Raw genomic sequence first — 15,000 nt, 5'->3', positions numbered from 1 at the left:
AGACGAATGCTTTCCGTCGATTGTTGAGACGTTCCTCTTTCGAGGGAAACCGCACTCGATCAAAGTGGTGGGCCTGGGAAGACTTGAACTTCCGACCTCACGCTTATCAAGCGCGCGCTCTAACCAACTGAGCTACAAGCCCCTAACGACTAGAAGCATTGCTCGCTCGCGCGCATCAGCTCACGCCAATGCATCGCACAAGCGCAAGCTTCTGGCGCGTGTTCGTCCGCGAAGAAAGAGAAACGAAGACGGCGAAATCCCGCCAATGCAGCTCAACAATCCTGACGACTGTTGGCCACTGATGTTTCTAAAACGATCCGATAGATAGCAAGCTATCTGAAGGATCATCCTTAGAAAGGAGGTGATCCAGCCGCAGGTTCCCCTACGGCTACCTTGTTACGACTTCACCCCAGTCGCTGACCCTACCGTGGCCGGCTGCCTCCCTTGCGGGTTAGCGCACCGTCTTCAGGTAAAACCAACTCCCATGGTGTGACGGGCGGTGTGTACAAGGCCCGGGAACGTATTCACCGTGGCATGCTGATCCACGATTACTAGCGATTCCAACTTCATGGGCTCGAGTTGCAGAGCCCAATCCGAACTGAGACGGCTTTTTGAGATTTGCGAAGGGTTGCCCCTTAGCGTCCCATTGTCACCGCCATTGTAGCACGTGTGTAGCCCAGCCCGTAAGGGCCATGAGGACTTGACGTCATCCCCACCTTCCTCGCGGCTTATCACCGGCAGTCTCCTTAGAGTGCTCAACTAAATGGTAGCAACTAAGGACGGGGGTTGCGCTCGTTGCGGGACTTAACCCAACATCTCACGACACGAGCTGACGACAGCCATGCAGCACCTGTCTCCGGTCCAGCCGAACTGAAGAACTCCATCTCTGGAGTCCGCGACCGGGATGTCAAGGGCTGGTAAGGTTCTGCGCGTTGCGTCGAATTAAACCACATGCTCCACCGCTTGTGCGGGCCCCCGTCAATTCCTTTGAGTTTTAATCTTGCGACCGTACTCCCCAGGCGGAATGCTTAAAGCGTTAGCTGCGCCACTAGTGAGTAAACCCACTAACGGCTGGCATTCATCGTTTACGGCGTGGACTACCAGGGTATCTAATCCTGTTTGCTCCCCACGCTTTCGTGCCTCAGCGTCAGTATCGGGCCAGTGAGCCGCCTTCGCCACTGGTGTTCTTGCGAATATCTACGAATTTCACCTCTACACTCGCAGTTCCACTCACCTCTCCCGAACTCAAGATCCTCAGTATCAAAGGCAGTTCTGGAGTTGAGCTCCAGGATTTCACCCCTGACTTAAAGACCCGCCTACGCACCCTTTACGCCCAGTGATTCCGAGCAACGCTAGCCCCCTTCGTATTACCGCGGCTGCTGGCACGAAGTTAGCCGGGGCTTATTCTTGCGGTACCGTCATTATCTTCCCGCACAAAAGAGCTTTACAACCCTAGGGCCTTCATCACTCACGCGGCATGGCTGGATCAGGCTTGCGCCCATTGTCCAATATTCCCCACTGCTGCCTCCCGTAGGAGTTTGGGCCGTGTCTCAGTCCCAATGTGGCTGATCATCCTCTCAGACCAGCTACTGATCGTCGCCTTGGTGAGCCGTTACCTCACCAACTAGCTAATCAGACGCGGGCCAATCTTTCGGCGATAAATCTTTCCCCGTAAGGGCTTATCCGGTATTAGCACAAGTTTCCCTGTGTTGTTCCGAACCAAAAGGTATGTTCCCACGCGTTACTCACCCGTCTGCCGCTGACATATTGCTATGCCCGCTCGACTTGCATGTGTTAAGCCTGCCGCCAGCGTTCGCTCTGAGCCAGGATCAAACTCTCAAGTTGGACTTGAAACTTCAAACCGGCTGATCACAACGTTTTTGACGAGGTCCCACCATTTTTTGTTAGCCGAAGCCAACAAGCTGCCTGCGATTCACATCGCGGACAACGATGGTGTAACCTTTAAAACGTGTACCGCCGAAGTCTTTCGTCCAGTCCCGAAAAATCAAAAACCGAAGTTCTCAATCAATCGAGGCTCGCAAGGACTCCGCCGTCCACGTTTCTCTTTCTTCATCTTCACTTGTCAAACAGCCCGGGATCCGAAGAACCCATCTCCTACTTCTAGGAGGTCCTGAGCAACTCACTCGACGGCAAATAACAACCGATTACTATCGGCTGTTGATTCACTCATCGTAATGAGGAGCTTCAGAGGCGCGGAAGGTTGCCGTGGCCAGGGCCAAAGCACCGCCGCGCTCAGTGGCCGGGTTATAGGCCCCGCCGATCGGGGTTGTCAACGCCCATTGTCAACAAATCGTCGCATCACCCCTGAGAATCTTCTGCGGCGCAGAACCTTCGATTTTTAAGGACTTTAAGCCGTACTTGAGCCACAATCCTGCGACGTTCTGGCTATTAAGTAAGCGTTGAATCGTTGGTGCCAGTGGGGGCTGCCGGCGATTATCCACAGGGGAGCGGCGATCTCTCAAGAAAACGTCGCCTTCCCTTCCGGCCTGGAAACATCGAGAGACCTTCACACCGACGTTGTCTGAGATTCCGGCCATTGCCTCTGCCTTCTTCTAACGCCTTGGCCTTTCAACTCCGGACAGCCATACAAGCATGCCGCGATCCCGAATCCTCTCCACGGAGGGCGATCCTGGGTTCGGACTGAGCGAGGGTCGCAGCGAATGTTGATGGAAATTCGGGGGACGGTGGTTTGAACCACAGGACGTCACGCGGGGGCAGCTACGGACGCGAGACCGGGATCATCGATCTCGGTCACGAGCCGCCGCTTTCCGTTGATGGCTCCGAAGCCGCGGTGATTGATCGCCGCCGTGTCTCCGTACAATGGTTCAGCGGCACCATCCTGACCGGTCTATGCGGCGCAGCTCTGATCGGCGGCGCCGTTTTTGCGTCGCTGGACGGCGAAATGACCTTCGCCAAGGTGCCGGAACGGGTCGAGGGCGCGTTGCGGGGCGCCTTCGGCGCCAATGACCGAACCGCCAGCCTGCGCAAAAGCGATCGCCTGCCGCCGCCCGGCGAATCGACCGCCGCGCGGAACGTATTACGGGTTTCGACGGTCACCCGCGTCGGCAACCGCGATGTGATGCGGGTGCGGCCGTTCATCCGGATATCCGGCAATCTGTCGCTGACCACCAGCGACCTCAGCGCCAAGATCCCGCCCTTTAATGCCCAGCGCCTGCTGACCGATGTCGGCGATCCCACGCCCGCCACGACCGACGATCCGAATGCCGCCGATGCGGCCGAACCCGATGCCGAGGTTTCGTTCGTGACCAAGGACCTCGGACCGGTGCTGCCCAAGGCGAAAATCGCCGCTGTGGTGGCGCTCGACGATATCCTGATGCGGGTACGCGACGCCTCCAACTGGCACGGCAACAGCGGCGGCGTGCGCTACGCGGCGCTTGCCAGCGCTGCGGCCGACGTTACCGGCGCGCAATCGGACGCCAAGATGGCCTATGCGGCCGAGGGCAGCGCTGCCGACCCCTATATGGGCTTCGAAACCCGGGTGGTTCCGGAAAACGTCACGTTGCTGCCGAAGACCAAGGAACAGGCTAGCGGCGCCAATGCCGCCGGCGAACGCGTCCATGTGGTCAAGAAGGGCGATACCATCACATCGATCCTGCGCGATCAGGCCGCCACGCCGGACGAGACCAAGTCGATCGCCACCACGCTCGGCGCCCGCGGCCGCGACGGTGGCCTGAAGGAAGGCGAGAAGGTGCGCGTCCTGATGGCGCCCGCCGGACCCGGCCAGCGCCTACAGCCGTACCGGGTGATCATCGCCAATGATTCCGCGGTCGAGGCCGTCACCGCATTGTCCGATCTCGGCAAATATGTCGCCGTCGACGTCCAGAGCATGAACACGGCGACCGATACCGCCGAAAATAGCAGCGACGACGATGACGATGATGATGGATCCGGGGTGCGGCTCTATCAAAGCATCTATGAGACCGCGCTGCGCAACAAGGTGCCGCCGAGCGTCATCGACGACATGGTGCGCATCTACTCCTACGACGTCGACTTCCAGCGCAAGGTGCAACCCGGCGATTCCTTCGACGTGTTTTATGCCGGCGAAGACGAAGGTTCCACCATCACCGAAAAGAACGAGGTGCTGTTCGCCTCGCTCACGGTCGCCGGCGAGACCAAGAAATATTATCGCTTCCAGACCCCCGACGATTCAGTCGTCGACTATTATGACGAGACCGGCAAGAGCGCGAAGAAGTTCCTGGTGCGCAAGCCGGTCAACAACGCGATCATGCGATCGGGCTTCGGCAGCCGGCGCCATCCGATCCTCGGCTACGTCAAGATGCACACCGGTGTCGACTGGGCCACGGCCTATGGAACACCGATTTTTGCCTCCGGCAATGGCACCGTCGAAGTCGCCGGCCTGGAAGGCGGCTACGGCAAATACGTCAAGCTGAAGCACAATAATGGCTACGAGACCGCCTACGGACACATGTCGGCGTTCGCCAAGGGCCTCGAAGTCGGCAAGCAGGTTCGGCAAGGCCAGGTGATCGGCTTTGTCGGTTCGACCGGACAATCCACCGGCCCCCACGTCCATTACGAAATTCTGGTGAACGGCCGTTTCGTCGATCCGATGCGCATCAAGCTGCCGCGCGGCCGCTCGCTGGAAGGGCCGCTGATGACGAACTTCGAGAAAGAGCGCGATCGCCTCGATACCATGATGAGCAATCGCAACGGCACCGCCCGGATGTCGGATGCCACCGGCGGACCCGTACGGGTCCAGCAGGTCAGCAACCGCTGAGCCAAAAATACCTGAAATCTTCGGAATTCGATGGCACTGCCGAAGGCAGATCGACCCTCCCCGCACCGCGGAGAGGGTCGTATTGTCTTCGTCAGTTCAGCTTGCGCTTCGATACCGGCGCGTCGAACCGGGAAATCTCGGCGTTTTGCGTCGCGTTGCCGTTGAACGTCAGCACATTGCCCTTCGCCGAGATGGCGACGTGATCGCCATCCTTGACCTCACCGGCGAGGATCATCTCGGCCAGCGGATCCTGCACATGGCGCTGGATCACCCGTTTCAGCGGCCTTGCGCCATAGGCGGGATCCCAGCCCTTGGCCGCCAGCCAGTCACGCGCCGCGGCATCGAGCGTGAGCACGATCTTGCGCTCCTCCAATAGCCGCGTGAGCCGTCCGAACTGGATTTCGACGATCCGGCCCATCTCGCTCTTCTGCAAGCGATGGAACAGGATGATCTCATCGACGCGGTTGAGGAATTCGGGGCGGAAATGCGCCCGCACCATGCCCATCACCTGTTCGCGTACCTCAGAGGTATCCTCGCCTTCCGGCTGGTTGACCAGGAATTCCGAACCGAGGTTCGAGGTCATGATGATCAGCGTGTTGCGGAAATCCACGGTGCGGCCCTGACCGTCGGTCAGGCGGCCGTCGTCGAGCACCTGCAACAGCACGTTGAAGACATCGGGATGCGCCTTCTCGATCTCGTCGAACAGCACGACCTGGTAGGGCCGCCGTCGCACGGCTTCGGTGAGCGCCCCACCCTCGTCATATCCGACATAGCCCGGGGGCGCGCCGATCAGCCGCGACACCGAGTGTTTCTCCATGTATTCGGACATATCGAGGCGAACCATCGCGGTCTCGTCGTTGAACAGATACTCCGCCAGGGCTTTCGTCAGTTCGGTCTTGCCGACGCCGGTCGGGCCTAAGAACATGAACGAGCCCATCGGCCGGTGGGGATCCTGCAGACCCGCGCGCGAACGCCGGACCGCGGTTGCGACCGCCCGCACGGCTTCAGCCTGGCCGACCACGCGGTTGCCGAGGCTATCTTCCATCCGCAGCAGCTTGTCCTTTTCGCCTTCCAGCATCTTGTCGACGGGCACGCCGGTCCAGCGCGACACCACCTGCGCGATGTGGTTGGCCGTGACCGCCTCCTCCATCATCTCGCCGGCATTTTCCTTGGCTTCGATGTCGGCGAGCTTTCGCTCGAGCTCGGGGATCCGGCCATAGGCCAGCTCACCCGCGCGCTGATATTCGCCGCGACGCTGGGCGTCGGCGAGTTCGATACGCAAGCCGTCGAGCTCGCTCTTGAGCTTCTGGGCGTTGGAAAGCTTGTTTTTCTCCGCGCTCCAGCGCGACGTCAGCGCTGCCGACTTCTCCTCGAGTTCGGCGAGTTCCTTTTCCAACGTCTGCAGCCGGCTTTTCGAGCCCGCGTCGCTCTCCTTCTTCAGCGCTTCCTGCTCGATCTTCAGCCGGATGATTTCCCGGTCCATCGAATCGAGTTCTTCCGGCTTGGAATCGACCTGCATCTTCAGCCGCGCCGCCGCCTCGTCCATCAGGTCGATGGCCTTGTCAGGCAGGAAACGGTCCGTGATGTAGCGATTCGACAGCGTGGTCGCCGCCACCAAGGCGGAATCGGTGATACGGACGCCGTGATGCTGCTCGTATTTGTCTTTCAGGCCGCGCAGGATCGAGATGGTGTCTTCGACCGTCGGCTCGGAGACGAAGATCGGCTGGAACCGGCGCGCCAGCGCGGCGTCCTTTTCGACGTGCTTGCGGTATTCATCGAGCGTGGTGGCGCCAATACAATGCAATTCGCCCCGCGCCAACGCGGGTTTCAACAGATTGGACGCGTCCATGGCGCCATCGGCCTTGCCGGCGCCGATCAGCGTGTGCATCTCGTCAATGAACAGGATGATGCTGCCCTCGGCCGAGGTGACCTCCTGCAACACCGCTTTCAGCCGCTCCTCGAACTCGCCACGGTACTTTGCCCCGGCAATCAGCGCGCCGAGATCGAGCGACAGCAGTTTCTTGTCTTTCAGGCTCTCCGGCACGTCGCCATTGAGGATGCGCAGCGCGAGGCCTTCGACGATCGCGGTCTTGCCGACCCCGGGTTCGCCGATCAGCACGGGGTTGTTCTTGGTGCGGCGGGACAGAACTTGAATCGTCCTGCGGATTTCCTCGTCGCGCCCGATCACCGGGTCGAGCTTGCCGTCGCGCGCGGCCTGTGTCAGGTCGCGGGAATATTTCTTCAGCGCGTCATAGGCATTTTCGGCCGTCGCGGAATCCGCGGTGCGGCCCTTGCGCAGGGTCTCGATCGCGGCATTGAGATTTTGTGGCGTGACGCCGCCTTTTTTCAGGATGGCGCCGGCTTCGCCGTCCTTCTCGAGCGCCAACCCGAGCAGCAGCCGTTCGACCGTGACAAAACTGTCGCCGGCCTTGTCGGCGGCCTTTTCCGCGGCATCGAACGCACGCGCCAGTTCAGGCGCGAGATAGACCTGCCCCGCGCCGCTTCCGGAAACCTTGGGCAGCTTGTTAAGCGCGTCCTCGGTGGCTTTGAGGATCGCACGCGAATTGCCGCCGGCACGGTCGATCAGACCGCCCGCGAGGCCCTCGCTGTCGTCCAGCAGCACTTTGAGCATATGCAACGGCGAGAACTGCTGGTGGCCGTCACGCATCGCCAGCGATTGCGCAGATTGGATAAAACCGCGCGCACGCTCGGTGTATTTTTCAATATTCATCGGTAATTCCCTCAGCCTGCCGCTCAGCCCCGAAGGCACTGCCACGGCATCTTCATTGGGTTTCCGCAAGCCGCGCTGACGTTCCTCAACCCGCCAGCGCTCGTCGCCGACGCTTACGCCGGCTTGAAGCAAATGTGGGAACAGCCACCTGAAAACGGAAGAGGCGACTTCACAAATTCGTGCGTTCGGCCCCGGGCGGGTGGCCTCTCCCCCGGTTGAGGAGAGAGGAACCGCTGATTCCTAGCCCGTCGGCATGACGTAGGCGTAGATTCGGCCGCGCGAGATCGGCGCTTCACGGACCCGGTTGCCGTTATTGCCCGAGATCATGATCGGATTTCCCGAGGCATCGATGCCGGTGATGATACCGACATGGCCGCCACCGCGCCGGCCCATCACGGCGATGGCGCCGACCTCGGGTCCGGAGACGCGCTGGCCGTAATGAGCGAAGGAAGCAGCCATATCCGAGCCGGTGCCCTTATAGCCGGTGCGCTGAAGCACCAAGTTCATGAAACGCGCGCACCACAGGCTGCCGCGGCTGGTGGGATTGCCGCCGAGGTAACGGCGCGCTTCGGAGACGATGTTCGATGAGCCAAAGCCGCCCGACGGCTCCATGCCGGCGGAAGCCGTGCCGGATGCAATACTGGCGTTGGCATTGGCGAAGCCGCCGGCTCGCATCTGCGCTACGCCAGCGTCCCAACGCGATCGCCGCGTGACGTGCCGGTAGTGGCGATACGCCAAATATCGGCCGGCATGATGCGCCGACGCGTGATGCCTGACGCTGTAGTGAGATCGTGTGCCGTGGTGAGACCGTGCGGAAGCCGGAGAGATTGATACAACGGCGAGAGCCATCGAACACATAGCCAGCGCGATGAAACGAAGCGACCGGCGAAACGCAAACAACTGAACCATACTTACTCGATCCTCTGTGACACACCCCCATTCCCCATCGCGTCCACGCGAGACGAATGCGGCGGCGGGTTTGAAATTTTTGGTGTGGCGAGAGGAAGATTTCATGCGGCAGTGCGGAAACGATTTCGGGGTCATTCCGCGATCATTTGATGACGGAAAAGAACCTGTTTCGCCGCATTGCAGACACGAGAATTAACTGCAAAATTCGGGGCGGCCCACGAGAACGAATGACAAATGCCCCATGCCATTACGAAAGATAATGTCCGTCTGCATTACGAGGAGGCGGGCAGCGGAACGCCGATCATTTTCCTGCACGAATTCGCCGCCGACCACACCAATTGGGAGCCGCAGATGCGATATTTTTCGCGCGGCCACCACTGTATCGCCTACTCCGCGCGCGGCTATGCGCCGTCCGACGTGCCACCGACACCAGAGGCCTACACCTACAAGCATTTCTACACCGACGCGCTCGCGGTGCTCGATCATCTGGGGATCGACAGAGCGCATTTCGTCGGCCTGTCGATGGGGTCGTATTCGTCGCTGCAGGTCGGCCTGCATGCCCCGGAGCGCGCGCGCTCGATGACGCTGGCCGGCGTCGGCTCGGGATCGGATCTCGACAACCTCGAAGCCTTCCGCAAGCAGTGCCAGCTCAACGGCGAGCAATTCGAGACCCTCGGATCGGCGGAAGTCGCCAAGGTGACCCGCGAGGCGCCGGGCCGGATTCCGTTCCTGGTCAAGGACCCGCGCGGACACGCGGATTTTTATGCGGCGCTGGCACGGCACGATTCCAAGGGCTCGGCCAACACCATGCGCGGCTTTCAGGGCGGCCGGCCCTCGATCTACACTTTGACCGAGGCGATCCGAAAGGTGCCGACGCCCGCGCTGATCATCTGCGGTGACGAGGACGACGCCTGCGTCGCGCCGAGTCTGTTCCTGAAGAAGCATCTCCCCGCGGCCGGCCTGACGCTGTTTCCGAAGTCAGGCCATGTGCTCAATCTCGAAGAGCCCGCTTTGTTCAACGAGATGGTCGAGCGCTTCATCGCGCTGGTCGAAGCCGGGAGATGGCCGGTGCGCGATCCAAGGTCGATGGGGTGATCGTCACCGCCCCTTCTCCGCGCGGCTCAGCAGGAACACGCCCTGCTCGCCGAACATGTTCCAGAACCACCACGGCAGATTGAGCCGCAGCGGGCGGCCGTAGAGATCGAGCGCTACCGCGCGCTCCATCTTGACGTTGATCTCGTCGCAGAGCTGGACGAAATCCTTGATGGTGCAAAAGTGGATGTTCGGCGTGTCGTACCAGGTCGACGGCAGGTTTTCGGTGCGCGGCATATGGCCGCCGACCAAGAGCTGCAGCCGCATTCTCCAGAACCCGAAATTCGGGAACGAGACGATGGCGCGCCGCCCGATCCGCAACAGATGCTCCAGCACCACCTTCGGCTGCCGCGTCGCCTGCAGCGTCTGCGACAGGATCACATAGTCGAAGGCATCGTCGGGATAATTGGCGAGGTCGGTGTCGGCGTCGCCCTGTACCACCGCAAGCCCCTTGGCAACGCAGCGATTGACGCCTTCGCGCGACAGCTCGATGCCGCGCCCGTCGATGCCCCGGGTCTCCAGCAGCCGCAACAGATCGCCTTCGCCGCAACCGACGTCGAGCACTTTCGAGCCGCGCTCGACCATTTCGGCGACCAGCAGATGGTCGCCGCGATAGGTGACCGCGGGCTCCGGCGCGATGCCGTTCAGCGGCAGGGCTTGTTGCTGTGCGGCCATATCAGCCTCCGGCCTTAGGGAGGCCGCGCGCCGCGCCGCCGGATTGCAGGAAGCCCCGCGAAATGTCGAAAAATTCGGGCACATCCAGCAGGAACGCGTCGTGGCCGCGATCGGTCTCGATCTCGGCGAACGACACCCGCGCGCTCGATGCATTGAGCGCGTGCACCAGCGCGCGGGATTCCGTGGTCGGGAACAGCCAGTCGGAGGTGAACGACACCACGCAGAACCGGGTCTGGATGCCGCGAAACGCCCGCGCCAGCACGCCGCCATGGTCGGCGGCGATGTCGAAATAGTCCATCGCCCGTGTCAGATAGAGATAGCTGTTGGCATCGAAGCGCTCGACAAAGGACGAGCCCTGATGGCGCAGATAGCTCTCGACCTGGAAATCCGCATCGAACGAAAATGTCGGCAGCTCGCGGTCCTGCATCCGCCGGCCGAATTTACGATGCAGGGCTGCGTCCGACAGATAAGTGATATGCGCCGCCATCCGCGCCACGCCGAGGCCGCGATGCGGATGGGTGCCCTGCTCGAAGTAGCGTCCATGGTGCCAGTCGGGATCGGCCATCACCGCCTGCCGGCCGAGTTCGTGGAACGCGATGTTCTGCGCCGAATGCCGCGTACTGCACGCCACCGCCAGCGCCGAGAACACCCGTTCCGGATAGGCCGCGGTCCATTGCAGCGCCTGCATGCCGCCCATCGAGCCGCCGACCACGCAGAACAAGGTCGCGATGCCGAGCCGGTCGATCAGCATGGTTTGCGCGCGCACCATGTCGGGAATGGTGATGATCGGAAAATCCAGCCCCCACACTTTGCCGGTCGCCGGATTGGTCGAGGCCGGCCCGGTCGAACCCAGGCAACCGCCAATCACGTTCGAGCAGATCACGAAATAACGGTCGGTATCGAGCGGACGGCCAGGACCGACCAGGGTTTCCCACCAGCCGGGCTTGCCTGTCACCGGATGAATGTTGGCGACGTGCTGATCGCCGGTCAGCGCATGACAGACCAGGACGGCATTGGAGCGATCGGCATTGAGCTCGCCATACGTCTGATAGGCGATCTGGAACGGCGTGAGATCGATGCCGCAATCGAGCTTGAGCGGCTGGTCCATGCCGAATTTCGCGAGCAGCGAACTCGGATGATCCGTCTCATGCGCGCGATCCTCGGGATGAATCGCCGGACTTGCTATCGACTGCACGTTGGCCATCACAGCACCAGACTCTTCCGGAGGTTTTGCACCTCCCAAAAAGCAGGCCATAAAAAACCCGGCCTGAACATAGGTTCGACCGGGATCAAAATTGTCCCCGGCCTGTTTAGCGAGTTGTTTAACGTGGCTGCAAGCCGGCCGGCTCAAATGACCACGGAACGCCCAAAAGATAGGCGCGCGCAGGGTTTTCGTCAAGGGAGGCCTTGGGTTAACGGGGGTGCTGGCTCTCGTTTGGCCGGCCGTCCCTGCATTGCAGACCTTATGGTGAGGAGGCGCACTTGCGCCATCTCGAACCATGGGAGAGAACACCATCCTTCGAGACGCGGCGAAGACGCCACTCTTCAGGATGAGGGCCCGTTTTCCCGACCGCTCCAACAAGCCATCGATCAGGTTTCCCGCATGTCGCAACCACCCCCCGCTCCGCCGTCGTTGCAGGAGCTGCGCAAAGAGATCGACGCCATCGACGAGCAGGTCCACCGCCTGCTGATGGCGCGTGGCGACATCATCGATCGGCTGATCCGGGTGAAGCAGACCCAGGAAGTCGGCTCGGCGTTCCGTCCCGCGCGTGAAGCCAGCATGATGCGCGAGCTGGTGCGGCGTCATCGCGGCATCCTGCCGCTCGACACCATCGAGAGCATCTGGCGCGTCATCATCTCGACGTTCACTTACGTGCAGGCGCCGTTCTCGGTGCATGCCGACGTGTCGGTCGGAGAATCCGCGATGCGGGATTCGGCGCGGTTTCATTTCGGCTTCGTGGTGCCCTATGTGTCGCATTTCAGCGCGCAGGCCGCCGTCGAGGCGGTGGCGAAGTCGAAGGGCGATCTGGCGCTGGTCTCGGCGATCTCGAGCCGGTCGCCGTGGTGGAACGCGCTGGAAGCCGATGGCGCGCCAAAAATCATCGCCCGGCTTCCGTTCCTCGAACGCGCCGATCATCCCGCGGCGCTGCCGGTGTTCGTGATCTCGCGCGTCGCCGACGACGCGATGGTGACCGAAGTCGAGATGTGGAGCATCCGCGTTTCCGGCTGGAACGCCGACACCGCTCGCGCACTGGCGCCGCTGGCCGACATCGTCGCGGTACCCGACACCGCCTTTGACGGCGCGGCTTTGCTGGTATCGATCGCGGGCTCGGGCCTCGAAAAGATCAAGAGCGCATTGATCGAGGCCGGAGCCTCGGTGCGCTCGTCGGCCCTCGTCGGCAGCCACGCAACGCGCTATACGGTGCCCCCGAACGGTTCGGCCAAAGCTTAACGATAGCCCAGGCTGCCTGATAATCCGGAGTTGAAGATGTCCCGTCCCGTGCCGAATCCCGGCATTCTCGATATTGCGCCCTACACCCCCGGCAAGAGCCCGGTGCCGGAGCCCGGGCGCAAGGTGTTCAAGCTGTCGGCCAACGAAACCCCGTTCGGGCCTTCGCCGAAGGCGATGGAGGTCTACAAGCAGGCGGCGACGCATCTGGAGGATTACCCGGAAGGCACGTCGCGGGTGCTGCGCGAGGCGATCGGCCGCGCCTTCGGGCTCGATCCCGACCGCATCATTTGCGGCGCCGGCTCGGACGAAATCCTCAATCTGTTGGCGCACACGTATCTCAGCCACGGCGACGAAGCTATCTCCACCACCCACGGCTTCCTGGTGTACCCGATCGCCACGATGGCGAACGGCGCCATCAACGTGGTCGCGCCGGAAAAGAATTTCACCGCCGATGTCGATGCGATCCTGAAACTGGTGTCGCCGCGCACCAAGCTGGTGTGGCTCGCCAACCCGAACAACCCGACCGGGACCTATTTGCCGTTCGACGAGGTCAAGCGGCTGCGCGCCGGCCTGCCGGGCCATGTGCTGCTGGTGCTCGACGCGGCCTATTCCGATTACGTGTCTCGCAACGATTACGAGATCGGCATCGAACTGGTCGCGACCACCGAGAACACGGTGATGACCCACACCTTCTCCAAGATTCACGGGCTGGCAGCGCTTCGGATCGGCTGGATGTTCGGGCCGGCCAATATCGTCGATGCCGTGAACCGGATCCGCGGCCCCTTCAACGTGTCGACGCCGGCGATGCTGGCCGCGGTCGCGGCGATCGAGGACACCGCGCATCAGCAGATGTCCAAGACCCACACCGAGAAGTGGCGCAACCTGCTGACGGACGAGGCGACAAAGCTCGGACTCAAGGTGACGCCGAGCGTGGCCAATTTCGTGCTGATCCATTTCCCGCTGGAGAAGGGCAAGACCTCGGCCGAGGCCGACGCTTTCCTGACCAAGCGGGGCCTGGTGCTGCGCGCGCTCAACAATTACGGCCTGCCGCATGCGCTGCGCCTGACCATCGGTACCGAGGAAGCCAACCGCCTGGTGCTGGACGGCTTGCGCGACTTCATGGCCAACAAGTGAGCGTCGCAACGCCGATCTTTGGCAAGATCGCGCTGATCGGCTTCGGGCTGATCGGCGGCTCGATCGCGCGCGCCGCGCGGGCGCAGGGGCTGGCGGGAGAAATCGTCACCACCGCGCGCTCGCCGAAGACGCGCGCGCGGGTCGCCGAACTCGGTATCGTCGATCGCGTGGTGGAGACCAATATTGAGGCCGTAGCGGATGCCGATCTCGTCATCCTCTGCATTCCGGTCGGCGCCTGCGGCCCGGTGGCGCAGGAAATCGCTCGGCATCTCAAGCCGGGCGCGATCATCTCCGATGTCGGCTCGGTCAAGGGCGCGGTGGTGCGGGACATGGCGCCGCACCTTCCGGCCGGCGTGCATTTCGTGCCGGCGCATCCGGTCGCCGGCACCGAGCATTCCGGCCCTGATTCGGGTTTTGCGGAACTGTTCATCAACCGCTGGTGCATTCTCACCCCGCCTGAAGGCACCGACCCCGCCGCGGTGGAAAGACTGCGCGCTTTCTGGGCCGGCCTTGGCGCCAGGGTCGAGATCATGACGCCGGACCATCATGACATGGTGCTGGCGATCACCAGCCATCTGCCGCATCTGATCGCCTATACAATCGTAGGCACGGCGGATGAGCTTGAAGGTGTCACGCAATCCGAAGTGCTGAAGTTCTCCGCCGGCGGCTTTCGCGACTTCACGCGCATCGCCGCATCCGACCCGATCATGTGGCGCGACGTGTTTCTCGCCAACAAGGAGGCCGTGCTGGAAATGCTCGGCACCTTCAACGAGGATCTCGCAAAACTCACCCGCGCGATCCGCCGCGGCGACGGCGAGGCGCTGTTCGAGCATTTTACCCGGACCCGCGCCATCCGTCGCGGCATCGTCGAGATCGGCCAGGATTCCGCCGCGCCCGACTTCGGCCGCCCGCATGCGAATTTGGCGAAGAAGCCGGAGTGAGAACGTTGCGTACGTCGTAGCCGGTAGCCCGCATGAGCGAAGCGACATGCGGGTCTGCCGCGGTCCCGCATATCGCTTCGCTCATGCGGGCTACGATCACCAAACACAACTCCGCATTCTCGCGACGGCATTCGCCCGAGTTTTGCAAAATTAGTTCGCCCTAAAAAGAGAGGGCGCAGGCGCGACCCTCAAGAGAGGGCGCAGGGAAGACCGGGTGCGCGCTGCACCCGCGGTCTCGCGTGCAAAAGTAGCAAACAAAAAGCGCACACGAGCATACAGGTTCAGCGGA

Annotated in this window: 9 protein-coding genes, 1 tRNA gene, 1 rRNA gene and 1 riboswitch; of the genes, 5 read left to right on the top strand and 6 right to left on the bottom strand. The window is 61.9% G+C overall.

Annotation, left to right across the window (positions count from 1 at the left end; genetic code table 11):
* Positions 1-65: 65 nt before the first annotated feature.
* A tRNA-Ile gene (locus GSQ88_RS04280) sits at positions 66-142 on the bottom strand.
* A gap of 212 nt (positions 143-354) precedes the next feature.
* Positions 355-1,845: ribosomal RNA gene (locus GSQ88_RS04275) — 16S ribosomal RNA — on the bottom strand.
* Between the two features lie 865 nt (positions 1,846-2,710).
* Here GSQ88_RS04275 and GSQ88_RS04270 point away from each other — a divergent pair.
* Positions 2,711-4,777 carry a M23 family metallopeptidase gene (locus GSQ88_RS04270; RefSeq protein ID WP_159006153.1) on the top strand — a complete coding sequence of 689 codons (2,067 nt, stop codon included), beginning with the start codon at positions 2,711-2,713 and terminating at the stop codon, positions 4,775-4,777.
* 91 nt (positions 4,778-4,868) lie between these two features.
* Here the strand turns inward: GSQ88_RS04270 and clpB are convergent, their stop codons facing one another.
* Positions 4,869-7,508: an ATP-dependent chaperone ClpB gene (clpB, locus tag GSQ88_RS04265; RefSeq protein WP_159006152.1), complete on the bottom strand. Its 2,640-nt coding sequence runs from the start codon at positions 7,506-7,508 to the stop codon at positions 4,869-4,871.
* A gap of 240 nt (positions 7,509-7,748) precedes the next feature.
* Positions 7,749-8,417 (bottom strand): TIGR02594 family protein, encoded by a 669-nt coding sequence (locus GSQ88_RS04260; RefSeq protein ID WP_159006151.1) that lies wholly within the window; start codon positions 8,415-8,417, stop codon positions 7,749-7,751.
* A gap of 234 nt (positions 8,418-8,651) precedes the next feature.
* On the opposite strand from GSQ88_RS04260, the gene GSQ88_RS04255 reads away from it, so the two are divergent.
* Positions 8,652-9,512 carry an alpha/beta fold hydrolase gene (locus GSQ88_RS04255; protein ID WP_159006150.1) on the top strand — a complete coding sequence of 287 codons (861 nt, stop codon included), beginning with the start codon at positions 8,652-8,654 and terminating at the stop codon, positions 9,510-9,512.
* Positions 9,513-9,515: 3 nt separating this feature from the next.
* Here GSQ88_RS04255 and metW read toward each other — a convergent pair whose 3' ends face one another.
* Entirely contained in the window at positions 9,516-10,184 is a 669-nt protein-coding gene (metW, locus tag GSQ88_RS04250) for a methionine biosynthesis protein MetW (RefSeq protein WP_159006149.1), read from the bottom strand.
* 1 nt (position 10,185) lies between these two features.
* Positions 10,186-11,388, bottom strand: a complete 1,203-nt coding sequence (metX, locus tag GSQ88_RS04245; protein ID WP_159006148.1) for a homoserine O-acetyltransferase MetX — start codon at positions 11,386-11,388, stop codon at positions 10,186-10,188.
* A gap of 85 nt (positions 11,389-11,473) precedes the next feature.
* Positions 11,474-11,553: riboswitch (SAM riboswitch) on the bottom strand.
* A gap of 234 nt (positions 11,554-11,787) precedes the next feature.
* Between metX and GSQ88_RS04240 the strand changes: the two genes are divergently transcribed.
* The 3 genes from GSQ88_RS04240 to GSQ88_RS04230 are packed head-to-tail and all read left to right on the top strand — an operon-like array spanning position 11,788 to position 14,711.
* Entirely contained in the window at positions 11,788-12,636 is an 849-nt protein-coding gene (locus GSQ88_RS04240) for a chorismate mutase (protein WP_159006147.1), read from the top strand.
* A 36-nt stretch (positions 12,637-12,672) separates the two neighbouring features.
* Positions 12,673-13,770 (top strand): pyridoxal phosphate-dependent aminotransferase, encoded by a 1,098-nt coding sequence (locus tag GSQ88_RS04235; RefSeq protein ID WP_159006146.1) that lies wholly within the window; start codon positions 12,673-12,675, stop codon positions 13,768-13,770.
* Positions 13,767-14,711 (top strand): prephenate/arogenate dehydrogenase family protein, encoded by a 945-nt coding sequence (locus GSQ88_RS04230; RefSeq protein ID WP_159006145.1) that lies wholly within the window; start codon positions 13,767-13,769, stop codon positions 14,709-14,711. The genes GSQ88_RS04235 and GSQ88_RS04230 overlap by 4 nt, the downstream gene beginning before the upstream one ends.
* Positions 14,712-15,000 lie beyond the last annotated feature (289 nt).

The organism is Bradyrhizobium sp. S69 (genome assembly GCF_009766005.1).
In the GTDB taxonomy this organism is placed as follows: Bacteria; Pseudomonadota; Alphaproteobacteria; order Rhizobiales; family Xanthobacteraceae; genus Bradyrhizobium.
The sequence above is the reverse complement of the archived record's forward strand: the minus strand, read 5'-3'. Positions and strand labels throughout refer to the sequence as shown.

What these genes read in the sequence shown, in the direction of transcription:
- GSQ88_RS04235 (WP_159006146.1), top strand. Translation starts at nt 12,673, where the DNA reads ATGTCCCGTCCCGTGCCGAATCCCGGCATTCTCGATATTGCGCCCTAC.
- clpB (WP_159006152.1), bottom strand. Translation starts at nt 7,508, where the DNA reads ATGAATATTGAAAAATACACCGAGCGTGCGCGCGGTTTTATCCAATCT.
- metX (WP_159006148.1), bottom strand. Translation starts at nt 11,388, where the DNA reads ATGGCCAACGTGCAGTCGATAGCAAGTCCGGCGATTCATCCCGAGGAT.
- GSQ88_RS04260 (WP_159006151.1), bottom strand. Translation starts at nt 8,417, where the DNA reads ATGGTTCAGTTGTTTGCGTTTCGCCGGTCGCTTCGTTTCATCGCGCTG.
- GSQ88_RS04255 (WP_159006150.1), top strand. Translation starts at nt 8,652, where the DNA reads ATGCCCCATGCCATTACGAAAGATAATGTCCGTCTGCATTACGAGGAG.
- GSQ88_RS04240 (WP_159006147.1), top strand. Translation starts at nt 11,788, where the DNA reads ATGTCGCAACCACCCCCCGCTCCGCCGTCGTTGCAGGAGCTGCGCAAA.
- metW (WP_159006149.1), bottom strand. Translation starts at nt 10,184, where the DNA reads ATGGCCGCACAGCAACAAGCCCTGCCGCTGAACGGCATCGCGCCGGAG.